This window comes from Parafilimonas sp., assembly GCF_051953455.1.
GTDB lineage: Bacteria > Bacteroidota > Bacteroidia > Chitinophagales > Chitinophagaceae > Parafilimonas.
Map to the genome: position 1 here is coordinate 1 of NZ_JBQCIT010000030.1, position 25,395 is coordinate 25,395.

The 25,395-nt window shown below is 36.4% G+C and carries 15 protein-coding genes and 1 rRNA gene; 8 read left to right on the top strand and 8 right to left on the bottom strand.

Annotation, left to right across the window (positions count from 1 at the left end):
* The 3 genes from ACTHN6_RS11480 to ACTHN6_RS11490 all read right to left on the bottom strand — a co-directional run.
* A 16S ribosomal RNA gene (locus ACTHN6_RS11480) occupies window positions 1-989 on the bottom strand; the annotation flags it as partial.
* 1,078 nt (window positions 990-2,067) lie between these two features.
* Window positions 2,068-2,829, bottom strand: coding sequence for a LytR/AlgR family response regulator transcription factor (locus ACTHN6_RS11485; protein WP_440435902.1), 762 nt, complete (start codon window positions 2,827-2,829; stop codon window positions 2,068-2,070).
* Window positions 2,810-5,737 (bottom strand): histidine kinase, encoded by a 2,928-nt coding sequence (locus ACTHN6_RS11490; RefSeq protein WP_440435903.1) that lies wholly within the window; start codon window positions 5,735-5,737, stop codon window positions 2,810-2,812. The genes ACTHN6_RS11485 and ACTHN6_RS11490 overlap by 20 nt, the downstream gene beginning before the upstream one ends.
* 70 nt (window positions 5,738-5,807) lie before the next feature.
* Between ACTHN6_RS11490 and ACTHN6_RS11495 the strand changes: the two genes are divergently transcribed.
* The gene (locus ACTHN6_RS11495) at window positions 5,808-6,500 is read left to right on the top strand and encodes an NAD-dependent epimerase/dehydratase family protein (protein ID WP_440435904.1); all 693 of its coding nucleotides are present in this window, start codon (window positions 5,808-5,810) and stop codon (window positions 6,498-6,500) included.
* Between the two features lie 74 nt (window positions 6,501-6,574).
* Window positions 6,575-7,678 carry a glycosyltransferase family 4 protein gene (locus ACTHN6_RS11500; protein ID WP_440435905.1) on the top strand — a complete coding sequence of 368 codons (1,104 nt, stop codon included), beginning with the start codon at window positions 6,575-6,577 and terminating at the stop codon, window positions 7,676-7,678.
* Here ACTHN6_RS11500 and ACTHN6_RS11505 read toward each other — a convergent pair whose 3' ends face one another.
* Window positions 7,679-8,599 (bottom strand): glycosyltransferase family 2 protein, encoded by a 921-nt coding sequence (locus ACTHN6_RS11505; RefSeq protein ID WP_440435906.1) that lies wholly within the window; start codon window positions 8,597-8,599, stop codon window positions 7,679-7,681. It lies immediately after the preceding gene.
* A 5-nt stretch (window positions 8,600-8,604) separates the two neighbouring features.
* Window positions 8,605-9,360, bottom strand: a complete 756-nt coding sequence (locus tag ACTHN6_RS11510) for a methyltransferase domain-containing protein (protein WP_440435907.1) — start codon at window positions 9,358-9,360, stop codon at window positions 8,605-8,607.
* Between the two features lie 81 nt (window positions 9,361-9,441).
* On the opposite strand from ACTHN6_RS11510, the gene ACTHN6_RS11515 reads away from it, so the two are divergent.
* Complete coding sequence (locus ACTHN6_RS11515; RefSeq protein WP_440435908.1) at window positions 9,442-10,227, top strand: FkbM family methyltransferase; 786 nt, start codon at window positions 9,442-9,444, stop codon at window positions 10,225-10,227.
* Window positions 10,228-10,230: 3 nt separating this feature from the next.
* Entirely contained in the window at window positions 10,231-11,079 is an 849-nt protein-coding gene (locus ACTHN6_RS11520; protein WP_440435909.1) for a glycosyltransferase family 2 protein, read from the top strand.
* Here the strand turns inward: ACTHN6_RS11520 and ACTHN6_RS11525 are convergent, their stop codons facing one another.
* The 3 genes from ACTHN6_RS11525 to ACTHN6_RS11535 form a co-directional block, all read right to left on the bottom strand.
* Window positions 11,080-15,120, bottom strand: coding sequence for a LamG-like jellyroll fold domain-containing protein (locus tag ACTHN6_RS11525; RefSeq protein ID WP_440435910.1), 4,041 nt, complete (start codon window positions 15,118-15,120; stop codon window positions 11,080-11,082).
* Between the two features lie 186 nt (window positions 15,121-15,306).
* Window positions 15,307-16,674: a dihydrolipoamide acetyltransferase family protein gene (locus ACTHN6_RS11530; protein ID WP_440435911.1), complete on the bottom strand. Its 1,368-nt coding sequence runs from the start codon at window positions 16,672-16,674 to the stop codon at window positions 15,307-15,309.
* A 349-nt stretch (window positions 16,675-17,023) separates the two neighbouring features.
* A complete protein-coding gene (locus tag ACTHN6_RS11535) occupies window positions 17,024-18,283 on the bottom strand; it encodes a CinA family nicotinamide mononucleotide deamidase-related protein (RefSeq protein WP_440435912.1) in 1,260 nt (419 codons plus the stop codon).
* Window positions 18,284-18,501: 218 nt separating this feature from the next.
* Here ACTHN6_RS11535 and dacB point away from each other — a divergent pair, with 218 nt between their 5' ends.
* The 4 genes from dacB (at window position 18,502) to ACTHN6_RS11555 (ending at window position 25,395) form a co-directional block, all read left to right on the top strand.
* Window positions 18,502-19,908, top strand: a complete 1,407-nt coding sequence (gene dacB, locus ACTHN6_RS11540; RefSeq protein WP_440435913.1) for a D-alanyl-D-alanine carboxypeptidase/D-alanyl-D-alanine endopeptidase — start codon at window positions 18,502-18,504, stop codon at window positions 19,906-19,908.
* Window positions 19,909-20,023: 115 nt separating this feature from the next.
* Window positions 20,024-23,575 (top strand): VCBS repeat-containing protein, encoded by a 3,552-nt coding sequence (locus tag ACTHN6_RS11545; RefSeq protein WP_440435914.1) that lies wholly within the window; start codon window positions 20,024-20,026, stop codon window positions 23,573-23,575.
* Window positions 23,576-23,714: 139 nt separating this feature from the next.
* Entirely contained in the window at window positions 23,715-24,734 is a 1,020-nt protein-coding gene (locus ACTHN6_RS11550) for a PfkB family carbohydrate kinase (RefSeq protein WP_440435915.1), read from the top strand.
* On the top strand, window positions 24,727-25,395 hold the full coding sequence (locus ACTHN6_RS11555) for a bifunctional 4-hydroxy-2-oxoglutarate aldolase/2-dehydro-3-deoxy-phosphogluconate aldolase (RefSeq protein WP_440435916.1): 669 nt from the start codon (window positions 24,727-24,729) through the stop codon (window positions 25,393-25,395). The genes ACTHN6_RS11550 and ACTHN6_RS11555 overlap by 8 nt, the downstream gene beginning before the upstream one ends.

Consider the following 25,395-nt stretch of genomic DNA (forward strand, 5'->3'; position numbering starts at 1 on the left):
GCATTCTAGCCCAGGTAAGGTTCCTCGCGTATCATCGAATTAAACCACATGCTCCACCGCTTGTGCGGACCCCCGCCAATTCCTTTGAGTTTCAACCTTGCGGTCGTACTTCCCAGGTGGATTACTTAATGCTTTCGCTCAGACACACACAGTGTATCGCGTATGTCGAGTAATCATCGTTTAGGGCGTGGACTACCAGGGTATCTAATCCTGTTTGATCCCCACGCTTTCGTGCATGAGCGTCAATATCTGCGTAGTAAGCTGCCTTCGCAATAGGTGTTCTATGTCATATCTAAGCATTTCACCGCTACATGACATATTCCGCTTACCTCCACAGCATTCAAGATATATAGTATCAACGGCAATTTTCAGGTTAAGCCTAAAGATTTCACCACTGACTTACATATCCGCCTGCGCACCCTTTAAACCCAGTAAATCCGGATAACGCTTGCACCCTCCGTATTACCGCGGCTGCTGGCACGGAGTTAGCCGGTGCTTATTCATCTGGTACCGTCAGACGATCTAGAAAGACCTTTTTTCGTCCCAAATAAAAGAAGTTTACAATCCAGAGGACCTTCATCCTCCACGCGGCATGGCTGGTTCAGACTTGCGTCCATTGACCAATATTCCTTACTGCTGCCTCCCGTAGGAGTCGGGCCCGTGTCTCAGTGCCCGTGTGACTGGTCGCGCTCTCACGCCAGTTACTGATCGAAGGCTTGGTGGGCCGTTACCCCGCCAACTACCTAATCAGGCGCACAGCCATCTTCAAGTGATAAATCTTTAAAATTAAAAAGATGCCTTTCTAATTTACTATGGGGTATTAATCCGGATTTCTCCGGGCTATTCCCCGCTCGAAGGAAGGTTCTGTACGTGTTCCGCACCCGTTTGCCGGTCGCCATCAAGTATTGCTACCTATGCTGCCCCTCGACTTGCATGTATTAAGCCTGCCGCTAGCGTTCATCCTGAGCCAGGATCAAACTCTCCATTGTAAAAGATTTGATCTGACTATTAAATTCTCTTCAGAAAATTAACGTCGGATATAATTTGTTGTTACGCTGTTACCTTACCAATAAACATTGCTATTTATTAGTACTGTTACTTTCCATCTTTTCAAAGATCTTAACCTTAACTTCTTACGAAGTTTAAAGATTGTAATGCATTATGGACTTGAACCATTTTGCAGCCTGTTTACTGCTTACATTTTTTACGTTTAAAGAACTTTTGTTTTACCCGTTTTTGATTGGGGTTGCAAAAGTAAGAGCCATTTTGTTTTGTTCCAAAATTTTATTGAAAAAATTTGAACTTTTTTTATTCTTGAACCTTACTGAATTATGAGAAAAAACTGTTTGATTTTCAAAGGATTGCAAAGGTAAAAGTTATTAGTTTATTATTCAAATTTCTTTTACTTTTTTCTTTCAGTTTGTTATCCTTTCTATTAACGAGCTAGAGCTTTTTTGAAGCGGGGTGCAAAGATAATAAACTCTCATTTATCATTCAAATCTTTTAGTTATTTTTCTTTGGCCTTTAACGTTTTCTATTCAATGAACTCTTGCTTTTTTTCGAAGCGGGGTGCAAAGATAGCGGTGTTTAAATAACCAACAAATTCTTTTGCTTTTTTCTTTAGCCTTTAACGTTTTCTATTCAATGAGCTCTTGCTTTTTTGAAAGCGGGGTGCAAAAGTAGGGATGTCTGCGTTACACACAAAATGTTTTTTTTTAAATAAAGCCTGTTTTATAAGAACCTTTATTTCAGTCTTTCTGTCCGGGCCTTATGATATAATAGAAACGTACGCTTTATTCTTTTAGAAAGGTAGAACAAACTATAAAGGCAAAATTCATTTGAAATATCAATAAATAATACGGATTTGCATAGATGCAATAAAAAAGCCGTTATAAAACGGCTTAACTTGTAAAGGGTTTAGAATAATCTTATTTGATTTAATTCTCTTAAAAGGCAGGTCGAAAAAAGGTGATACAAATATTAGCATTATAACTTATCCTGCAATATTCAATCTATTAAGTGCCTAACTTTAGCCAATAAGTGTTATCACCAAATTGATAAGTGCAACTAATCAGCAGGGTTAAAAAGGCTTAAGAAATCATTCTTACGGCGGGAAGCTAACGGTATTTCGGTCTTATCTTTCATTTCTATAATTCCCCCCTTTCCTTTATGATATTTTATTACATAATTTATATTGATAAGGTGTGAATGATGCGCCCTGAAAAAGATATCAGGTGGGAGAACATCTTCAAATTCTTTCAAGGTTTTTGAAGCAGTATGAGATTTTCCATCTTCCATGTAAAAGATCGTATAATTGCCTTTAGCCTCACACCTTACTATATCTTGTACAGGAATTATATAAAATCCAAATGAAGTTGGTAATGTTATAGTAGCAGTGTTTTTAGGCGTTGAAAAGCTTTTGAGCAACATTTCTATTTGGCGTGAAGTGTTTTGTGCATTAATTTTTTCCGCAGATTTATTTACCGCTGCAACGAGCTCTTTTATATTAACCGGCTTAAATAAATAATCAAGAGCTGCATATTTTATGGCTTTCAAAAGATAGTTATCATAAGCTGTAACAAAGATGATACTAAATTTTACAGGTTGCAGAATATCCAATAACTGAAATGCATTACCTCCGCTTATTTCTATATCCAGGAAAACGAGGTCAGGCTTTTTTGCTGTAATCAAATTAACTGCTGTTTCTACAGTATTTGCATTTCCGCAAATATTTACCTGCGGGCAATACATATCCAGCATTTTCTTTAACAGTACAATATTTTTAGGCTCATCTTCAACTATAACAGCATTAATTGTTTTGTTCGTCATAATCTAGCGGAAATTTTATTATAACGCGGGTGCCTGTATTACCCTCCTCATCAATATCTTCAATAGCAACCGTTATATCAGAATTATAGATATTATTAAGGCTCTCAATCCTGTTTTTAACCAGCACCATTCCTTTTGATTCATACATGGGATTTACACTCTTTTTTAATTGAATAGCATTTGCACGGCCTATACCATTATCTTCCACAACACAGCAAAGGGCGTTCACTTCTTTGAAAAAATGAACAAGAATTTTTCCCTGCCCTTTTTTTAAATTCAACACACCATGCCTTATACTGTTTTCAACAAAAGGTTGAATGAGCAATGGCGGCAAAAGCAAATTCCCATCTTTATTTTCCTCTGCAGCAATCGTAAAATTAAAGCAGTGCTCGTACTTTTTTTGTTCCAACCCAAGATATGCCCTGAGGTACATTATTTCTTCAGTAAGCGTAATAAATTTTTTCCCCGACATATCTAACGTTTGCCTTACCAGTGAAGAGAAATCTGTTATGTATTCATTAGCTTCTGCAACGTTGCCTGAAAATACGTATTGCTGAATTGAGTTAATGCTGTTGAAAATGAAATGTGGGTTCATCTGCGCTTTTAAGGCCATTTGCTCAAGCTCATTGATTCGCTTTTCTCGCAAAAGATTATCATCTGCCTTTCTTCGAACTGACCTTATTCTCGCTCTTGCTACTAACCACATTAACATTATTAAAATAAGCAACAATAAAATCTGTACCCATAACAATTGCCAATAATGTTTGGCTTTGGTAAAATGAACAGTCAGCATTTTACTTTTCACCCCATATTTATTTATTGCATACATATTTAATGCATAATCGCCCGGGTAAAGCGATGGAAATTCCAATACATTCAGCCTGGTTGATTGCCATTCATCACTCAATCCTTCTAGTTGATAGTAATAAGTGATATCACCTGCCGAAACAAAGGATATACCTGCATATTCAAATCGTAAAAGATTATCACGGCTGGAAAGATGAATGCTGTCCTGCTTAGCATACCAGTTAGCTTCATTAGATTGAATATTCAGTAGTTTTAAGTTGCAAATAGATTTATGCGAAGCAGTGTTTGCATTAAAGAAGGTGAGGCCATAAGGCGTTCCTGCAAATACTGAATCACCGGAGGCATAAATGCAATTAATTATTTCACAATCGAGGCCATCGGCGGTTGTGTAGCTGGTAATGGAATTATTTAAAATATCAATCTTATTAATACCATTATTGGTACCTAACCAAATATTATTTCCAGATTCATATATGCTCCTGCAGGAATTGCTAAGCAGGCCATCTTTTATTGTTAAATGCTTAACGACATTTTTTTGCCGCAAGCAAATGATACCATCGTTTTCTGTGCCTATCCACAAATCGCCATTTGCAGTTCCAATAATTTTATTTATTTTATTCTTTAAAACCGGCAACCTACTTCCTAAATCAATTATAGAATCACGATTATTATTTCTAACAATATAAACACCGTTAAGAGTACCTATATAATATTCATTATGTGTTTTATAAACACAAGTGGCCCTTCTGTTCCAAATTGTATCGATGCGTTTATAATCAAATAAAGAAATATTAAAAACTCCTTTATCGGTAGCAACAATTATAGCATTATCCTTAATGATTAAGCTTTTAGTTGATAATGATGGAACGCAAACTGAAATTTTGTTATTGATAATATCGTTATTTAATTCAAATAATCCTTCATTGGTCCCTATAAAGAGATTGTTATTCTTTACTAAAATCCCTGTAACATATTTAATATTAAAGTTTGTATTTAGATTGAAAGCCTTTAGTGTATTGTTGCTCAAACTGAGTTTTCCTATTAAATTTTCCTCACTGCCTAAATAAAGATCTCCGTTGAAAAAACGAATTGAATATACTGGAGCATAATTAAAATTAGATTCAATCTTATATGTTTTGAATGCTGTTGATGATAATCGAAAAATACCCTGAGTACTGGTTGCAAACCACACATTATTCTCACTATCTCTAAAACATCTGTTAGTTACTTTGCCGAAAAGAAAACTATCTACAAATTTTCTTTGATTAACATTATATAGTAATGTTTTGCTCAAAGTTGAGACTGCAAAACAACTATCATTAAAATAAGAAATTGTATGAAAATGATCAGGAAGCCTTAATTCAAAATACTCATTTTTTTTTTGATTATAGATTTGCAAATTCCAACCATTTTTTATTACCTCATAATATTCATTCATCTCAACGGCTGTCCTCGAAATATTAGAATCCAAAAAAGTTGATTTTATAAGAAACTTTGATTCCTTATATTCATAAACATTAGCAACGGAAGCTATTCCTCCTTTAAATGAAGCAAGCAAGTTTATATTGCCGCTAGATGAAACTCCACCAGAACCAATAGAGAAATTTCTATTATCAATTTTATTTACTTCGGTTAACTTATTGCTACCAGAAAGAATATGCAGCTTCGTTCTTTCTATAAAAATTATATTTCCCTCTTTATCTTCACCTGCTTTAAAAATTTCTTCCTTCAAATTAAATTTTTTTAGCAGAGAGTCGTTTTTCTGATTATGTATTCTGCCTTCATAGTAATAATAAACAGAATTTTTAAAAGGGAAAATCCAAACCCGGTTTTTCGAATCAATAAAAAGACCTATTATCTCATTGTCGTCTAATCCATCATCAACCGAATAGTTTCTAAAATGTACCCCATCATACCTGCTAAGACCGGTTTCTGTTCCAAACCACATAAAGCCATCTTTATCCTGAGCAGCAGCATAAACTGAATTTCCGCTCAAGCCATCCTTTACGTCGTAATGATAATAATTATATTCCTGACCGTTTACTTTTGCACTAAACAGAAACAAACAAAAGAAAGCAAGCAATACTGTTATTTTATTCATCCGGACTTAAGAATTGCATTCAAATATATATCTTTAACCGCTTAAGATATCAGTCTCAAATTCAAGATGTATGATTGTTGGAAATGGAATGCTTGCGAACCGGTTTTCAAATTACAGATATAATAAAGACAAAATAATCTTTGCATCAGGTGTTTCAAACTCTGGAAATCTAAAAGAAGAAAGTTTTCAGAGAGAACTAAAATTATTAAATGAAACAATTGATACAAACCCCGGTAAACAAATTGTTTATTTTAGTACCTGCAGTATTTATGATGATGATTTAAAATCTTCACCGTACGTCCTGCATAAAATTTCTGCAGAAACCCTCATTAAAAGAAAGGCAGAAAAGTTTCTCATCTTCCGGATATCAAATATTGCAGGCATCTCCAATAATCCTTATACACTATTAAACTATTTTATTTTTAATATTCTTCAACATCATCCATTTACGATTTGGGAAAATGCTTATAGAAATATAATTGGAATTGATGATGTATATAAAATTGCAAACGATATTTTACAGAATAATATTTATACAAACGACATTGTAAATATTGCAAACCCCTTCAATTATTCCGTATCATTTATAGTAAAAACTATTGAAGAACATCTTAATAAAAAAGCTGCTTATACTGAAATTTCCAGAGGCGTAAATTATCATATAGACATATCAGCCATCAAACCCGTGATAGAAAGATGTAATATTCAATTCCCTCAAAATTATCTTTCATTATTATTAAAAAAATATTATCATTCAAAATGACTTATAAAACTGCAGTTATTAAAACTACTGTAGAAAGAATAATAATGTTTCCCTTTGTTTTGTTAGGGAAAATCATGTATCCTTTTTTTTTCATAAAAGAAAAGCATGAATTTATCATTTTTGCTCCATCTGCCGATATTGGCGGATCAACGCAGGTAAACATAGATTTATGCATGTGTTTTGCAGACAAAAAACCTTTGGTTATTTTTTCCAAAAAACCAAAGAACAATCAATACCTGCAACAGTTTAAAAATGCAGGGGCATATACAATTGATCTTCATCGTTATATTGACAATAAACTATTTCATTTTATCAATTTTTTTTATAGAGGCGTAATCGCAGGTTATATTAATAAAATGGATAAGCCGGTTATTGTTGGTGGCGAAAGCCTTTTCTTTTACAAAGTGGTACCCTTTATAAAAAAGGAAGTACGAAGTGTAGATATATGTCATCTCAATACATGGTTTAATTATACACAGGGTTTAATTAAGTTTATTGATGCAAGAATTTTCAGCACAAAAAAAATTATGAAAGATGCTGAACTGCTTTACAGAAACAACAACCTTGATAAAGACTATTTTTCAAGATTACATTTTATTGACAACAAGATTAACATCCCTTCGTATAGAAAAAACAACAACCAGGTTTTGTCAGTTGTGTACATAGGCCGTGGTGCACCGCAAAAAAGGGTTTATCTTATTGCAGCTATTGCAAAAAAATTGCATGAATTAAATATGAATGTTCATTTTTCTTTCGTAGGTGATGTGGAGAAGGTTTTTAACCCGGCAGATTATTCTTTCTGCACATTCCATGGAAATATCCATGATAAAAATAAAATGGAAGAAATCTATAGCAACTCAGATGTATTACTGCTTACATCTGCTTATGAGGGATTGCCTATTGTTGTAATGCAAATGATGGCGCATGGTAAAGTAGTGGTTTCAACAGCAGTTGACGCGATCCCCGATTACATTACTAACGAAGAAAACGGTTTTTTGCTGAGTAACCATTTAGATGAAAATGAAATTGTTGCAGAAGGAGTAGCCGTACTAAATAAGCTTGCAAACAATAGAACCCTAGTAGATGAAATTGGCAATAAAAGCAGGCAATATGCAGAAAAACATTTTAGCGGCAAAACATTTTGTAAAGAATATGCGAGGATTCTATTTCAAGAATAATTATCTTGAGAATAGTTTCGAAATAAGCATCCCACTTTTTGAAAAAACTCCAAAATCTAAAATTGATAGTGGTATTTTAAATTGAATTGACAGCATTTTTTTTAGTTGATCCGGAAGTTTGCCGCTGCTATAAAAAGAAGTAACCTCATTAAAATCCCTTATTTTAAGATTTCGAAACAAACGCCAGTAATAATCGTATACAAACAGGTTCTTAAGACTATCAGCACCGATTTTATTTAGCAAATAAAGATTTTCCGGTATTTCTATGGCAGGGTTTCCAAAGGCTTCTTTTGTAACCTGGTTATTATGAATACCAATATTAATAAGCAGTTGATCAATTGATAAAAAATTCGTTTGCCTAAGGCAACGTATATAAAATTCAAAATCTACCACCCATTTTACGTTTTCATCATACCATTCTTGTTGATTATTGTTAATAAGCGTAGTACTCGGAGGACCTATAAAGTTTCTTTTAAAAAGATTAAAAGGAGATTTTTTTAGAAGAAATTTCTCTGCTTTGTTAATTATATGTTTTTTAATGCTGTCATCTTTTACCTCATTAAAACCTGAAAAAATGAAATTTTTGCCATTATTATTTAAGGCTGCTGAAGCAAATACATCCAGGCTATTTTCATTGGCAAACCAGTCATCATTATGCATTAATTTTATCCAGGCACCCCTCGCTTTTGAAATAGCAAAATTCCAATTAGCAGGCGTTCCAAATGCTATCTTATTTTTAATATAAAGAATGTCAAGCTTTTGATTGTATTTATCAATTATAGGTTGAAGTAAATCATCAGGGCTATCATCTGTAACTATAACTTCAAAATCTTTAAATGTTTGAATAGAGATGCTTTCAAGAAGCCGGGATAAATAGTGGGGATTTCTATAGGCCGGTATGCACACAGATATAAATGGCATTGCAATTAATTATTTTTTTTTGCAACAGTAACAAGGTTAAATGGAGAAACCCACTGTTGTATTTCAATTGAGAATCCCGCATAATGAAGCATTCTTTTTATAAGTTCAAAGTCAAAAACATGATGATGCACACAGCGGTTTTCATAATTGGCACGGGTACGCTTTATTAATTCGTCTTTTGTTTTTACACCAGCATCTTTTTCAATATTATGCAGACTGATTACCTCGTCAAAGTGCGTTTCATCAGCTTCATCAGTATTGTTATCAAAATCAGCCTTTAAATGTTCAAAAGCGGTCACGGGCCTGTATTCATCGAATGTAAAATTTTTATCAGGGAGCACTAAAATTAAATATCCATTATTTTTTAAAACCCGGTTCCATTCCCCCAATGCCTTGAGTGTATTTGCCGTATGCTCAAGAGAATGACAGGATAAGAGAAAATCATATTTGTTGTTCTCAATTTTAGACAAATCAGTGGCTTCAGCTATATACTGAAACCCTCTTTTCCCTTTGTAGTAATTAAAATTTTCACCTTCTGCAATATTACCTTCCCATATAGTACTGTTGCTAAAATTCACCCCGTCAATTCTTTTCGCAAATAAATAAACCGGAAAATAAGAACGGATGGAAAAAGAATGGCTTGGGCCACCAATTTCCAGCCCAACTTTTGATTTTAGTTTGCCTGCAAAATTTATTAGCTCTCTTTTTTCACTATGCAACAAGTATGAAATACTTGTGACGATTTTTTCCTTGATAGTCATAACGTATTAACGCAAAATAAACATTACTCAATAAATTTTTGTTTAGGCGCACCTATATTTGTTACATATTAACTATACAGGATGGGATTTTACGAACAAATAGGTATTAGAGAAATAGGTTTAAAAACTATAGACTTCATCAATTTCATTCGTTTGTATGGAATAAAAGATGGATTTAAGCTCTTTTCTTCCACCCTTATACAGAAAAATGGGAAGTATTTAGCAAAAGCATCTTTTTTGAAAAAGCCCTTCATTTTGCGTAATAATGAGTCTGATAAAGCCATCTTTTACCAGGTTTTTTATGAAAAACAATATGATTTATATGGTGCTGATTTCCCCGATGCAAAAAGAATTATAGATGGAGGTTCGAATATTGGTTGTGCCGCAGTTTATTTTGCCATTCGTTTCCCCCAATCTGAAATTCTTGCAATCGAGCCTGAGAATAATAATTACAAATTGCTAGCAGAAAATATAAAAACCTATAAGAATATCATCCCGATGCAGGTTGGCATATGGGATAAAAATGAACCGCTGTCAATAGCAAACCCGGAAGGCGGTGCCGCTGAATTTATGTTTGAAAGCAAAGGGCATGATGACAATAAGATATCAGGTGTAACAATTCCGCATTTACTCGAATTACAGCATTGGGATGAAGTTGACATTATTAAACTTGATATAGAGGGAGCTGAAAAAGAAGTGTTTTCATCAAATGACTTATCATGGTTGAAAAAAGTAAAGCTTTTAATTATTGAGTTACATGATCGTTATAAACCTGGCTGTACTAAAACTGTATTTGAAGCATTAAATAAATTTAATTATGATGCCCATTTTCACCATGAAAATATTTTTATATTTTTTAAACAATAAGATGTGAAAATTGCTGCCTGTGTTATTATATATAACCCTGAACAATCAGTTGAATCTAATATCAACTCTTATTTAAGTGCTGAAAAAATTTATATTCTGGATAACAGTCCGTACCCCTCTAAACAAATTAACTCATTAATCAATCAATCTAAAATTCATTTCATTCATAACGGCGTTAATGAAGGCATATCCAAGCGATTAAACCAGGCTTGTACCCTGGCCAAAGAAGAGGGTTTCGATTACCTGCTGACAATGGATCAGGACTCTTATTTTGATGCCGCTTCCATTACCGCTTATTTAAAATGCCTGGATGATTTTAAAGAAAAATCAACGGTTGCTATGTTTGGTATTAATCATGAACAAGAAAAAATTACAAATTCAGGCTGCGTTTACCAGGAATGCAAATTTTTAATAACAAGCGGCAGCGTTATTAACCTGAGCACTTTTAAAAAAATAGGACCTTTTGATGAAAATTTATTTATTGATTTCGTTGATACTGAATATTGCTTCAGATCAATAGAAAATGGCTTTAGGATAATCAAAATTCCGGGCATTTTCATGCATCACAACCTGGGTGAGATACAAACTAAAATCTCTTTAAAAAATTTAAAACCATCTACCCGCTCTTTCCATTCTCCGATAAGATTATATTACATGACGAGAAATATCTTGTATGTTCAATCAAAATATCAGCTAAATTTCAAAAAAGAAATAATAGAATATAAGAAAGACCTGTTAAACAGAATAAAAAACAATCTGCTGTATAAAAAAAACAAAATGCAAACAATCAAAATGCTGCTAAAGGCATTTAAAGATTATAGAAATAAAAGCATGGGAAAATTACAGGATTAGTTATCTTATCAAAACAAGTGTGCCTTTTTTCATCACCACTCCTTCTGTACATTTTGAAGATACTTTTACCTGATATACAAATGTACCTGCGCCTTGCGGTGCGCCTTTAACGGTACCATCCCAACAAGCATTTATATTATTGGAATGAAAAACAAGGTATCCCCACCTGTCATAAATTAAAATATCAAAAAAATCTACAGGTCCCCAATTCTTAAGGCTGAAACAATCATTCAATCCATCGTTATTAGGAGTAAATGCACCCGGGACCTGGAATGGTGAAGCGCCTACTGCAAACGATGATTTTACCAATATTGAATCTTTGCTTTTACAGCCATTTTGATCTTTTACATTTACAGCATACCAGGTGTCTGCAGGCGGGCTTACAACCGGGTTATTAATATAAATATTGCTGATAAATGTGGCCGGTTCCCAGGTATATTGAATACCGCCTTCAGCCCTTAGCACAGCTTGTGGTGTTAAGCAATCAACATCATTTGATTTTGTTAAAGTAACCTTTGGAATTTCGTTTACAACTATGTTAGCGCTGAGCGTATCAGACACTTTACAAGCACTATTGGTAACTATAACATTGTATGTTGCATTAAAGGTTGGATAAATTATGGGATCCGGCAATAACGGGTCTGAGATATTTTCATCGGGGAACCATTTAAATACATCGCCGCCGGTTGCTGTAAACTTAATTGAATCTCCCAAGCAAACAGATGTGTCTTGTGGATTAACAGCAAACACAGGTATGGGATTTACAGTTATTGTAACAGAGTCCTGAGCTGAACATGAATTATTTGCAGTTCCGGTAGCCACAAATGTAGTGGTTGAAGATACTGTAGCTATCGGGTTAGCGATAATTGTGTTTGATAAACCTGCCGAAGGATTCCATGCATAAGAAGAAGCACCATTGGCATTTAATTGAACCAATGCATTGCCACAAACAATAGTATCGTCACTAACCTTAATATCTGGTAACGGCAATACAGTAATTATCACAGAATCCATCAATACCGGTTTGCTGCTGTCTGTTAAAACATGCAGGTAATATTTTGTTGTAACAAATGGATTTGCCACAGGATTTTTTATAGAAGTATTTGATAGTCCTGCGGCGGGAGACCAGCAGTAATCCAGGCCACTAACAGCATTTAGCTGAACAGAATCACCTGAACAAATTGATGTATCATTGTTAATGATAGCATCGTCTTTTAAAACACCAACATTAACTGTATATTCAGTTGTATCGAGACAGCCCTTATTTGTTTTAGCAAACTGTTTAACAAGGTAATTTCCAAAAGAGGCATAATTAATTAATGTGTCTGCAACGTTGCCGGCTGTTATGCCATTACCGAAATCCCACCAAATACTATCAGCATTTAAGGTAGTATTTTGAAAGTATATAGATTTTGGATTGCAGGATTCCTGAACGTATTTAAAATCAGCTTTAAGGCTGCAAAGAGTATCGCAATTTATTACAACTACCTGCTTGCAAAAAGAAGTCTGGGTTGGTAATCCTATATCAACAAGTAAATTTACATTATAGGTTCCCGGAGTCGTGTATGTAACCGGAGGTGGCGTTCTTTTGGTTGAAGAAGTGATATCTGTACTTGTGCAACCGGTGTAACGTAATCTTGTAATAGTGTTGCCAACAACATTTGTAATAAAGGAATAAATATCATTTCCTTCAAGAAAAAATTTTGATATTGAATGCGGAAACTTTAAGCTTCCTATATTGCCTAAATTAATTGCCTGGGGACTTGAAGAAACGTTGTTACCAAAATCAAGCTTGGTTATTGAGCCTGTAGTTTCATCTTCCTCATTCACAACTAATCCAATTACGCCATCACATGATTGAAAAATGGAAATATCCCGTGGACGATTTAAAAAACTTCCCGGGTTTCCAATATTAATACCGTTGGGTAAATTGGTAATTGAGTTTCCAAAGTCTAACCTGGTAATTGAATTATTATCCCTATTAACAACAAACGCATACCAATTGTCATTAGTGTTGAGAAAGCTTAACCCGCAGGGGTAATTGAAATTTCCAATATTACCAAGGTTCACGCCACTTGGCGTATTGCCTAAATCACTTCCAAAGTCAAATCTTGTTATTGTATTATTTCTGATATTGATTGTAAATCCATAGAAATAATTATTTTCAGAAGCAATAAAAAGATCATGAGGATATAGTAAACCGCCAATATTACCCAAGTCGTTGACAGTTGGAGAATTGGCAAAGGATGAACCAAAATCAAGTCTTATTAAAGTAGATTTATTGCCCGCATCGTCACCCGCAGCTACAACGAAAACATAGCATTTACCATTAAATTCTTTTACCTGAATGCCTTCAGCATAAATAGGTATTAACCCATTAAAATTACCAAGATCGGCAGGAGTTGGCGTATTTAATAATGAATTGCCATAATCAAGCCTAACAATATGCCCATTCTCATAATTTGATATAAATCCATAAAAATTACCATTCGCATCTTTTTCATAATCCATAAACACAGGTGTTTTTAGCAAATTGCCCGGGTTTCCGATATTTTTAGCCAAGGGGGTTGTATTAAATCCGGCAGTGCAAAAACTCCAATAATAATTAGAAGCACCGGCAGATAGATTACTAAACTGAACCGGATTATTGATACAAACGGTATCCGGGCCTGTAAAATTTGCAACAACCTTCACAGGTTTTACATTACAGGAATCAGCAATAAAAGACGCACATTCAGGATTAGTTTGATTGATTTTTGCATCTCCAATTATTTTACCATTCCATTTGGCATTGCCTTGTTTATTTTTTAAGTCATCGAATGTGTAATAAGCTAATAATCCAGTTTGAGCGGCAGGATTAGGTAAAGAACGGTTCATGTATTGCTTTATATCAGCTTGAGACCTCGCAACTTTCCATACTCTCACTTCATTAATGTATCCAATAAAATCTGCCGGGTAAGGGGAAGCTGCATTTGCAGTTGTTCCAATTTTTGTAAGCCAGTTGTTTTGATGCAAATTACCGGAGGCGGGGACTTCATCCATTAAAAAGCCATTGCGATAAAACTTTAGTGTTTTGCCATCATAAACCATGGCGATATGATAAGTTTTATTTAATTCAATTGGGCAAGCCCGCTTAGTTTCAAAAAAGCCATTTGATGTTGTTATCTGAGCAACGGTTGGTCTTAATAAATAATTTGCATCCCCTCGATTATCATGTTTTGAAACCACATCCCCACCGTCATATAATTCCGGGTAAGCGGTTGTCCGGTTTATTAATGCTTCAACAGTTAGTTTGTTCCCTGAAACATCAAGATCGTCGATTTGCACACCCGATATATCCTTATTTATTTTAAGCCAATTGCTGCAAGGTTGCTTATCGGCACAGGAAAATGAATAAGCCTTTACTTCATCTGAGTTTAAAGCACGGTTATAAATCCTCACTTCATCAAGCGTGGCATTTAACCAGTAAGGGAATTGTATATTATTAAGCCTTCCAAATACTAAATCATTACCGTTCGAAAAAGTTAAACCCGGTTGTTCTGAGTCCAGTACTAAATTACAATCGATATACAACCGTGCATGCAATCCATCGTAGGTATAAACCACGCTTCTCCATATATTTTTTTGGGCGTAAGGTGTATCTTGAACAGGCGATAGACCTGTACCAATACCGTAATATGTCTGATGCACAGTATCGGGAACCCCTCCGCCACAATTGGTTCCTGTAAACATGCCATCATCAAAACGCAACATGTAATTTCCTGTAATAAAATCATCATCTCCTTTTACTAAAACACTATTACCATGACAGGTTCCATAATAAAAACCAGTAGGTTTTATCCACGCGCAAACAGATATGGTGTTCCCCATATTTAGAGTATTACTATTTGCTATTTTTATATAAGTGTCAATACCATTAAACTGACAGGCACTATTTGCATTTCCATAATAGTCTGTGACTAGAGTAGTATTATTAAAAACAGGGTTGTTGTCGTTACCACTCGCGTCATTTGCATTTCCGTTAAAAGGGTAATATGCCATTAAACCTTTAGTAAGGTCTACCTGACTAAAGGTGATTAAGGGACATAATAAATATATAGCAATAATGATGAGGGCGAGCTGACTTTTCATAAACCTTTTTAAGCAGTTACCCCACAAATTAAACCCAATTCAACTAAACAAAAAAATCCCGCAATGCGGGATTTATTATAAAACTTATAAATACAATTACCAACTCCTGTTTAAATCCCAGCCCTCAAATTCCTTAGCTACCGCCGTTAGGAAAGAGGCGCCCAAACTGCCATCAACAATACGGTGATCGTAACTTAAAGACAAATACATCATGTGCCTTATTCCAATGGTATCGCCTTGTTCTGTTTCAATTACCACAGGCCTTTTCTTGATAGCACCCACGGCAAGTATAGCCACTTGCGGCTGATTAATGATAGGCGTGCCCATCAAACTGCCAAAAGTGCCTACATTGGTTAATGTAAAGGTTCCGTCCAATGTATCATCAGGCTTAAGCCGCGCATTACGCGCTGCATTGGCAAGATTATTTACTTTCTTGCTTAAACCCACCAGGTTTAAATCATCCGCATTTTTTATTACAGGCACAATCAGGTTACCGTTTGTTAATGCCGTTGCCATACCAATGTTCAAATCTTTTTTTATAATTATCCTGTCCCCGTCAACCGAGCTGTTGATCATCGGGAAACGTTTTATCACCCTTACCAAACAATCAATAAAAATGGGCGTAAACGTAATTTTTGTTCCATGCTGCTTTTCAAATTCCTTCTTAATTTTTTCACGCCATAATACCATGTTGGTAACATCGGCCTCTGTAAAACTGGTAACATGAGCGCTCGTTTGCTTGCTCTGCACCATGTGTTTGGCAATCAGCTTGCGCATCCTGTCCATTTCAATTATCTCCACATTGCCTTCATATTCTTTCGGTAATTCTTCCGCATATATTTCTTCAACAGGCCTTATAGCTACAGAAGTATTTTCCGGCTTTACATTCATGTTTACTGGCTCACGGTTTACATTAGTTTCCGCCGGCGCTTTACCCCGGTTTGCTACATAATGCAAAATATCCTTTTTCGTAACCCTGCCCTCATTTCCCGTGCCCGGAATGCTTTCCAGTTCTGTCATGCTTACACCCTCACTGCTGGCAATATTCATCACCAGCGGCGAATAAAAGCGGTTTATTTTACCATTACCGGCAGCCTGCGGCGTAGTATGCACCGGCGTATAAGGAATACTCCGTTCATCAATTGCCTCTTCCTCCAACTCTTCTTTCACATCACCCACAGGCGCAGGCACATACACATCATTGGTTTCAACAGGTGCATCTGCATTCGTTTCAATTTTTGCTATCACGCTGCCAATAGGCACCACATCATTTTCCTTAAACAAAATTTCCGAAATACGGCCTGCTGTTGTACTGGGCACTTCACTGTCAACCTTATCGGTTGCAATATCCAGCACGGTTTCATCCTGCTGCACCGTATCACCCGGCTTTTTATGCCATTTTAAAATAGTTGCCTCCATTATGCTTTCGCCAAGTTTCGGCATTACCAGATCAACAATAGCCATAATTAATTTTTTTATTTTTAGTTTTTGGGGCGCTCGTCAATTGAAAAAATTTCAGCTTTTGTCCCGGCCATCCGCTTCAAGTCCTCGCTCCTTCGTCGCTGCGGGCTTTCCGCTGCTGTCCGGCAGCCCTTCAGCAAAATAACATTATTCAGCATTACTCAAACCATCTTCTGCTAAATCAAAACATGCTGTAAAATAATTATTGCATATTGAGCATCGATTATTGAATGTTTCAAAAAATCCAAGCTTTAAATCAACAACCTTAATGGATTATTTCATTAGCAATCTCAATATTCAGCAATCAATATAATTTAATCTTTCCCTTCGCGCCAAAGGTAATGTAAACCGATTAACTGTTAGTTTTTACAAACCTGTACAACAAATACAATGCATTTACAGCCGTTAATTCAATATTCCGCTTTCTGTCAAACCTGAAATGCATGCGCTTCGTTTCAATTTTTTCTGTATTGCCAACAGCTATCCAAACCGTGCCCACAGGCTTATCTTCCGATCCGCCGCCCGGTCCCATAATGCCGGACACTGCCATCGCATAATCTGTTTGCATCACCTTTAAAACGCCACTTATCATTTCCTTTACGGTCTCTTCACTTACTGCGCCCACAGTGGAAAGCGTTTCATTATTTACCTGCAAAACATTTTCTTTTATGCTATTGCTGTAACTCACCACACTTCCTTTAAAATAATCAGAAGAGCCGGCAATTGAAGTTATAAGATGTGCAATATAACCGCCCGTGCAGCTTTCAGCCGTAGATACGGTTTTATTATGCTGCCGCAGCAATTTGCCCACTAAAATCTCAAACGGGATATCTTCATCAACCGCCAATACATCTTTTACTTCTTCTTTTAATATGGCAAACCTTTCATTTAACTCACGTTCTGTCTTTTCCTTATCGCCCTGCGCAGTTAACCGTAAGCGCACCATGCCATAATTGGGCAAATAAGCCAGCTTTATATTAGATGGAAGACTGCTTTCAAAACCTTTAATTCTTTCGGCTAAAAAACTTTCACCAATACCGGCTGTTAATAAAGTCCTGTGGCCGATATAAGGCAATTGAAAACGTTGCTGCAGCAGGGGTAAAACATGGTTATTCATGGCAGCCTTCATTTCATGCGGAACACCGGGCATGCTGATAAATATTTTTCCATCTTTTTCGAACAGCATATTGGGAGCAGTGCCCACTTCATTTTTCAAAACGGTAGCCACATCAGGCACCAAAGCCTGCCTGCTGTTGCTCTCAAGCAAAGGCAACGGGCGCTTAAACACTTCGGTAAACAAATAAGTAATATGTTCCAACGTTGCTTCATCCGTTATCATTTTGCCGCTAAAATATTCACAAAGCAAAGGCTTCGTTATATCGTCTGCTGTGGGGCCAAGGCCACCGGTTATTAAAATAACATTTGAAACAGCGCTTTCATCATCAAGCGCTTTCCATATTTCATTCCATTCATCGCCTACCGCTAAACGCCTGTGCACCCATACGCCAATTTTATTTAACGCCTGCCCTATCCACGCGCTGTTGGTATCAATAACCTGTCCTATCAAAAGTTCATCGCCTATCGTTATAACAGAAACCCTAACCTGGTCCATATCCAATTATTATAGGCGCAAATGTATAATGCAACTTTCGTTTCCTGCAACGAAAAACAAAATCGAAATGTCATAATTATAAACCTGCCACCATGCAGTGTGTAAAACCCGTTTTCTTTTATAATTGTATCCTTGTCTTTGAACAAACGTTTAACCACGTCAACAATAGAAGCATTTAGTTTTACATTTGGCGCATTCTATAGCTTTAAATAAAACCAATGCGTATAGCTTTTATTTTTCTCTTAACTTATTTTTCTTTTAGTGTTAATGCACAAAATATTTCGCAAAAAATAAATGCGGCTGTAAACAATTTTTTGAACAATAAACAGCTTAAACACGCTGTTGTAAGTTTATATGTTACCGACGAAAATGGTAACCAGGTTTATGCACTGAATGAAGAATATGGCCTGGCGCCCGCCAGCACGCAAAAGGTTTTTACTTCAATTGCAGCCTTAAGTTTACTGGGTAAAGATTTTACGTATAAAACAGAAATGGGTTATACGGGTAGTATTAAAGATGGTAATTTAAATGGAGATCTGATTATAAAAGGTTATGGAGACCCAACTTTTGGAAGCTGGCGTTATAGCAAAACGAAACCGGCATCTGTTTTAAATTTTATTGTTGCCAAATTAAAAGATGCAGGCATTCAAACCATTAACGGTAATATTATTTTAGATGATGGCGCTTTCAGTTACCAGCCTTTGCCCGGCGGTTATATATGGGACGATATGGGTAATTATTACGGCAGCGGAAGCTGGGCCATTAACTGGCGCGAAAACCAATATGATTTAATATTGAAACCGGGCAAAAACATTGGCGATACATCAGCTATTATTAAAACTTCGCCGCCAATTCATATAAAGGAGTACAATAATTTTATTACAACCGCCAAACCAAATTCAGGCGACAACACTATTCTTTACCTGCCGCCTTACGGCGATCATGCTTTTGCAGAAGGCACTATTCCTGCCGGGGTTAAAGATTTCACGGTTTCCGGTTCTTTGCCTTATGCCGCAGATCAGCTTAAAGCAGAGCTCGATTCTTCTTTGCAGAAAAATAAAATAACTGTAAAAAACTCAATTATTACCGGCGCTTCATTTGCCAAACAATATCAAACTATTCCAGCCCCTGGAAACATTATTGCAACTTATAACTCACCTGCACTTGACAGTATTGTTTATTGGTTTATGCAAAAGAGTATTAATCTTTATGGGGAATGTTTATTAAAAACAATTGCTTATCAGCAACACCATTATGGTTCTACTGATGTTGGCGTGGCTGATTTAAAAAAATTCTGGCAGCAAAATGGTGTTGATTCATCTTCCATCAACATATCGGATGGCAGCGGGCTTTCGCCGCAAAACCGTGTTACCACGCATGCTTTGGTGAATGCTTTAATATATGCTAAAAAGCAAAGCTGGTTTCAAAGTTTTTATAATGCTTTGCCGCTTTATAATAACATGAAATTAAAAAGCGGAACCATAAGTGCCTGCCGTGCTTTTGCAGGTTATCATACTGCTGCGAATGGAAAGAAATATGTGGTGGCGATAATTGTCAATAATTATGATGTAAGCAAAGGCAACATTACATCTAAAATTTTTAAAGTATTGGATACGTTGAAATAAACAAATCTATAACCTGCAATCCGTCTCAATAATTCTAATATCCGTCTCATTCTTTTTTATCATTTGATGTAAAACAGATATACATTAATTTTCGCACTGAAATTTGATTGATGCTATGTGTAAGAATTTTCTGAGCCTGCTGCTGTTGATGTGTTTTACATTTTTTGCATTTACCGTACAATCGCAGGGCAATACACTTTTTAAATTGTTGCCTGCTGATCAAACAGGCGTAACGTTCAATAACCATGTAACTGAAAGCGATAGCTTTAATATCCTTAACCAGGCTAATATTTACAATGGCGGCGGTGTTGGCATAGGTGATTTTAATAAAGACGGCCTGATGGATATTTACTTCGCCGGCAACATGGTTTCAAACAAGCTTTACCTCAATAAAGGAAATTTAAAATTTGATGATATAACGGATGTTGCAGGTGTTACCGGAAATCATCACTGGTGTACAGGTATAGCTGTTGTTGACATAAACAATGATGGCTGGCCTGATATTTACGTATCCTGTTCTTTTCTTAAGAACAATACGCCCATGCGCACCAATCTTTTATATATCAACCAGGGATTGAACAGCGATAATATTCCCACTTTCAAAGAAGCTGCAAACCAATATGGCATTGCTGATACAGGCTTCAGCACCCAGGCTTATTTTTTTGATTATGACAAAGATGGCGATCTTGATATATACCAGGTTACCAATGAACTGTATGACCCCAAAACGCCTATCCGTTTCAGGCCTAAGGTAAAAGATGGCAGTGCTTTAAATACAGACCGTTTATACCGCAACAACGGTGATGGAACATTTACCAACGTTTCAAAACAGGCGGGTATAACAATTGAAGGCTGGGGCCACGCTGCCTGTATTACTGATATAAACCTGGATGGCTGGCCTGATATTTATGTGGCCAACGATTTTGTTTCCAACGATCTGTGTTATATCAATAATCACGATGGCACTTTCACCGATAGCTTACCGGAATATTTTAAGCATACTGCCTGGAATGCAATGGGTACTGACGCTGTTGATATAAATAATGATGGCTTCACCGATCTTATTTCACTCGAAATGTTGCCGGAAACAAATATGCGCAAGAAACGCATGCTCAGCGGTAATGAATATTATAACTATCTCAACAGTGCAAAATTTGATTACACGCATCAATATGTGCGCAATGTATTGCAATTAAACAGCGGTAATATCCCTGGTCATCATCCTATATTCTCTGATATAGGTTTTATGGCCGGTGTATATCAAACAGACTGGAGCTGGTGCCCGCTGGTAGCAGATTTTGATAATGATGGCTTACGGGACATCATCATTTCAAACGGTTTGCCAAGAGATGTTACAGACCTTGATTATGTTACTTATGATGACCGCGCAGGCATGAAAAACAGCAATTATACAGTAGCAATGACGAAACCATTGCCGGTTGTAAAAATTGCAAACTATGCATTTAAAAATACAACAGGTATTACGTTTGAAAACAAATCGGCAGATTGGGGCATAACCCATAAATCCTTTTCAAATGGTGCAGTATATGTTGACCTGGATAATGATGGCGATCTTGATTTTGTTATCAATAATATAGATGATAATGCTTTCATTTATGAGAACACTTCTTTTGATAAAAGCAAACAAAACAGCACAGATCATTACCTGACTGTGGCCATAAACGGAAGTGAAAAAAATAAAGATGGCATTGGTACTACATTGCGTGCTTATTATAATGGAAAGCAACAGTATTACGAACATTATCCAACACGCGGTTATTTATCAACCAATGATCCGAGAGCGCATTTTGGATTAGGTGCTGTTACAAAAATCGATTCGCTTATTATGCAATGGCCCGATGGAAAGCAACAATTAATAACCAATATTGATGCAAACAAACTTGTTACGGTAAATTACAAAGACGCGGCAAACGAAAAACCAAATGCACAAGCACAGCAAACTTTATTTAAGAATGTTGCTTCAAACATTGGTATAAAATTCAAACCAAAAGAAAGAGATTTTACAGATTATGGCATTCAGCCAACTATGCCGCATAAGCTTAGTCAATATGGCCCGGGCATTGCCGTTGGCGATATAGATAATAATGGTTATGAAGATTTTTATGTTGGCGGAACATCGGGCAATGCGGGTGTATTTTTCATGCAAAGTGCTGATGGCATGTTTACATTGGATTCATCGAGACTTATTCAGAAAGATGATCCTTTGTATGAGGATATGGGTGTATTGTTTTTTGATGCCGATGGGGATGGTGATCTGGATTTATACACAGTAAGCGGCAGTTATGAAATTCCTCCGGATCATCCCATCAGCAATGACCGCCTATTTCTTAATAATGGCAAAGGGATGTTTACAAAAACAACAGAAGCATTACCTGCAGATTCAACCAATGGCAGTTGTGTGCGTGCAGCGGATTTTGATGGCGATGGCGACCTGGATTTATTCGTCGGAGGCAGGGTTGTATCTGGTCAATATCCTGAAACACCTAAGAGCTTTTTATTTGAAAATAATCATGGGAAATTCACGGAAGCTACAGCTAAATTTTGTCCGCAGCTAAAAAACAAAGGCATGATAACAGATGCCTTGTTTACTGATTTTAATAATGATAATAAAGTCGATTTAATTGTTACAGGTGAATGGATGCCGGTTACTTTTTTTATAAATACAGGTAATGGTTTTGAAGAATTGAAAAATACAGGCATTGAAAATAATACAGGTTGGTGGAACAGCATTGTTTCGGGCGATTTTGACAACGATGGCGACCTGGATTATATAGCAGGTAATTATGGATTGAATACAAATTATACCTGCTCACCTGCGCAACCGCTTACCATACTTGCAAAAGATCTTGATAATAACGGCTCGATGGATGCAATGGTGTTTTGTTATATGATGGCAGAAGACAGCACCATGAAACCTTTTCCCATTGCAACAAGGGGTGACATGATGGCCCAGCTTACTTCTATTAAAAAAATATATCCAACCTATAAAGCTTATGGCGCCGCCACGATGAATGATATGTGGAGCGCTGCAGATAAGCAGGGTGCAATTAGGCTGCAGGCTAATGATATGCAAACTTCTTACATTGAAAACGAAGGCAATGGTCATTTCAAAATAAAACCCTTACCGATTCAAACGCAGGCTGCGCCTGTATTTGGGATGATAGCGGAAGATATAGATAGCGATGGTAACCTTGATCTTTTAATGGTGGGCAACGATTATGGAATGGATCCCTATACCGGCAGGATGGATGCCTTTAACGGGCTTTATTTAAAAGGCGATGGCAAGGGAAACTTCAACGCGCTTACATTGGCCTGGTCTGGTTTTTATGTACCCGGCGATGCAAAAGCCATGGCAAAAATACACAGTGCAAAAGGCGAAGATTTATATATCGCTACACAAAACCAGGATAGTATAATGGCATATGCCAAATCAACAAATAATAGTAATAGTAAATGGGTTAATCTTCAGCCGGAAGACTTTTTTGCGGATATATTTTATAAAGATGGCAGCAAGAAACATGTGGAATTTTATTACGGCCATTCTTATTTATCTCAATCATCAAGAAAACTTGAACTAACGGGTAACGTAATTAAAGCTGTTATTACCAGTTATGCAGGTGATAAACGTGAAGTAATAAAAGAGTAATAATTTACACACTGCACCTTTATTATGTCTTGCATTTGCGATAGCGTTTTCGTAAATATTTCTGTTTCCTCGTACATCATTCTATAATATCGCACCACATTTGCCGGTAGCAGCATACATTTGGCAATATCGTAATTCAATGCAAAAGATTTTTTGTTTCGGGGAGATATTATTGCGCATGTCTCCTGTATTAAATGGTAAATGGTTGCAACAAAATAATATGCCGGTTTATATTGGCGGCGCTGAACTTAACGTATCAACGGCTTTGGCAAAATGGAATATACCTGTAAGCTATTGCACCGCCATGCCGGAACACTATCTTTCAAAAGAAATATTACAATATTTAAGCAATAAAAATATTGATACAAAGCCCGTACAATTAAGCGGCAACCGCATCGGCATTTATTTTTTACCTGACGGCGCTGATTTAAAAAGCACAGGTGTTATTTATGACCGCTCACAATCTTCGTTTGCATCATTACAACCAGGTGCAATAAACTGGGATGAATTACTAGAGGGCTATGCCTGGTTTCATTTTAGCGCCATTTCGCCTGCAGTAAGTGAAAGCGCTGCGATGGTTTGCCTTGAAGCGGTAAAGGCAGCATCAGCAAAAAATATTATGGTCTCGGTTGATTTAAATTATCGTGCAAAACTTTGGCAATACGGTGTAAAACCGCCGGAGATCATGCAGCAACTGTTACCTTATTGCAATGTTGTAATGGGCAATATCTGGAGTGCCAATACATTGCTTGGCATAGATATAGATGAGCTTATTCACAATAAAAAAAGCAGGCAGGCATATATTGATCATGCCGGTATAACAGCAAAAGCAATCATGCATGATTATCCTGCGTGTAAAACGGTGGCGAATACATTCAGGTTTGATCATCATGATGGCATAAAATATTATGCTGTACTTGACACAAATAATCATCAATATATTTCTCCTGAATTTACCAGCGAAAAAGTAATGGATAAAGCCGGCAGCGGCGATTGTTTTATGGCAGGATTAATTTATGCAACCACACAACATTATACACAACAAAACATCATCAATTTTGCGGCAGCGGCTGCATACGGAAAATTGCATGAAGCAGGCGATACAACTTCGCAAACTGTTCAACAAATTGAATCATTATTAAAAAACAAATATGCTTAGTCATACAGAAATAAAAGACCTTATAGAACAACAAGGCATTTTGCCCTTATTTTTTAATGAAGACGCAGCTATAAGTATTGACATTGTAAAAGCGTTGTATGCAGCAGGCATCCGCATTATAGAATATACCAATCGCGGTGAAACGGCATTAGCGAACTTTAAGCAACTGAAAGAAGAATGCGCCATTAATCATAAGGATATGTACCTGGGCATCGGCACAATAAAAACGGCTGATGCCGCCAATGCTTTTATAAATGCAGGTGCAGATTTTTTAATCAGTCCGGCATGGAACAACGAAATACTTGCTGTTTGCAATGAAAAAAATTACTTGTGGATTCCCGGCTGTATGACGCCAACTGAAATTGCCCACGCTGAGTTGAAAGGGATAACTATGGTAAAAATATTCCCGGGCAATGTGCTTGGGCCAACCTATATATCAGCCATTAAAGAAGTTTTTCCTGCCATGAAATTTATGCCAACCGGCGGCGTATCGCTTGATAAAAATAACCTGGCAGGATGGTTTAAAGCAGGAGTAGTGGCTGTTGGCATGGGCAGCAAACTCATCAGTAAAGAATTAATTGCTAATAAAGATTATACAATGATTGAAGCACTGGCGAAAGAAGCACTTGAAATGGTGAAAACTATTAAGACAGAAGTATGA

What these genes read in the sequence shown, in the direction of transcription:
- ACTHN6_RS11555 (WP_440435916.1), top strand. Translation starts at nt 24,727, where the DNA reads ATGCTTAGTCATACAGAAATAAAAGACCTTATAGAACAACAAGGCATT.
- ACTHN6_RS11495 (WP_440435904.1), top strand. Translation starts at nt 5,808, where the DNA reads ATGATTGTTGGAAATGGAATGCTTGCGAACCGGTTTTCAAATTACAGA.
- ACTHN6_RS11530 (WP_440435911.1), bottom strand. Translation starts at nt 16,674, where the DNA reads ATGGCTATTGTTGATCTGGTAATGCCGAAACTTGGCGAAAGCATAATG.
- ACTHN6_RS11545 (WP_440435914.1), top strand. Translation starts at nt 20,024, where the DNA reads ATGTGTAAGAATTTTCTGAGCCTGCTGCTGTTGATGTGTTTTACATTT.
- ACTHN6_RS11550 (WP_440435915.1), top strand. Translation starts at nt 23,715, where the DNA reads ATGCAAAAGATTTTTTGTTTCGGGGAGATATTATTGCGCATGTCTCCT.
- ACTHN6_RS11510 (WP_440435907.1), bottom strand. Translation starts at nt 9,360, where the DNA reads ATGACTATCAAGGAAAAAATCGTCACAAGTATTTCATACTTGTTGCAT.
- ACTHN6_RS11485 (WP_440435902.1), bottom strand. Translation starts at nt 2,829, where the DNA reads ATGACGAACAAAACAATTAATGCTGTTATAGTTGAAGATGAGCCTAAA.
- ACTHN6_RS11525 (WP_440435910.1), bottom strand. Translation starts at nt 15,120, where the DNA reads ATGGCATATTACCCTTTTAACGGAAATGCAAATGACGCGAGTGGTAAC.
- dacB (WP_440435913.1), top strand. Translation starts at nt 18,502, where the DNA reads ATGCGTATAGCTTTTATTTTTCTCTTAACTTATTTTTCTTTTAGTGTT.
- ACTHN6_RS11535 (WP_440435912.1), bottom strand. Translation starts at nt 18,283, where the DNA reads ATGGACCAGGTTAGGGTTTCTGTTATAACGATAGGCGATGAACTTTTG.
- ACTHN6_RS11490 (WP_440435903.1), bottom strand. Translation starts at nt 5,737, where the DNA reads ATGAATAAAATAACAGTATTGCTTGCTTTCTTTTGTTTGTTTCTGTTT.
- ACTHN6_RS11500 (WP_440435905.1), top strand. Translation starts at nt 6,575, where the DNA reads ATGTATCCTTTTTTTTTCATAAAAGAAAAGCATGAATTTATCATTTTT.
- ACTHN6_RS11515 (WP_440435908.1), top strand. Translation starts at nt 9,442, where the DNA reads ATGGGATTTTACGAACAAATAGGTATTAGAGAAATAGGTTTAAAAACT.
- ACTHN6_RS11505 (WP_440435906.1), bottom strand. Translation starts at nt 8,599, where the DNA reads ATGCCATTTATATCTGTGTGCATACCGGCCTATAGAAATCCCCACTAT.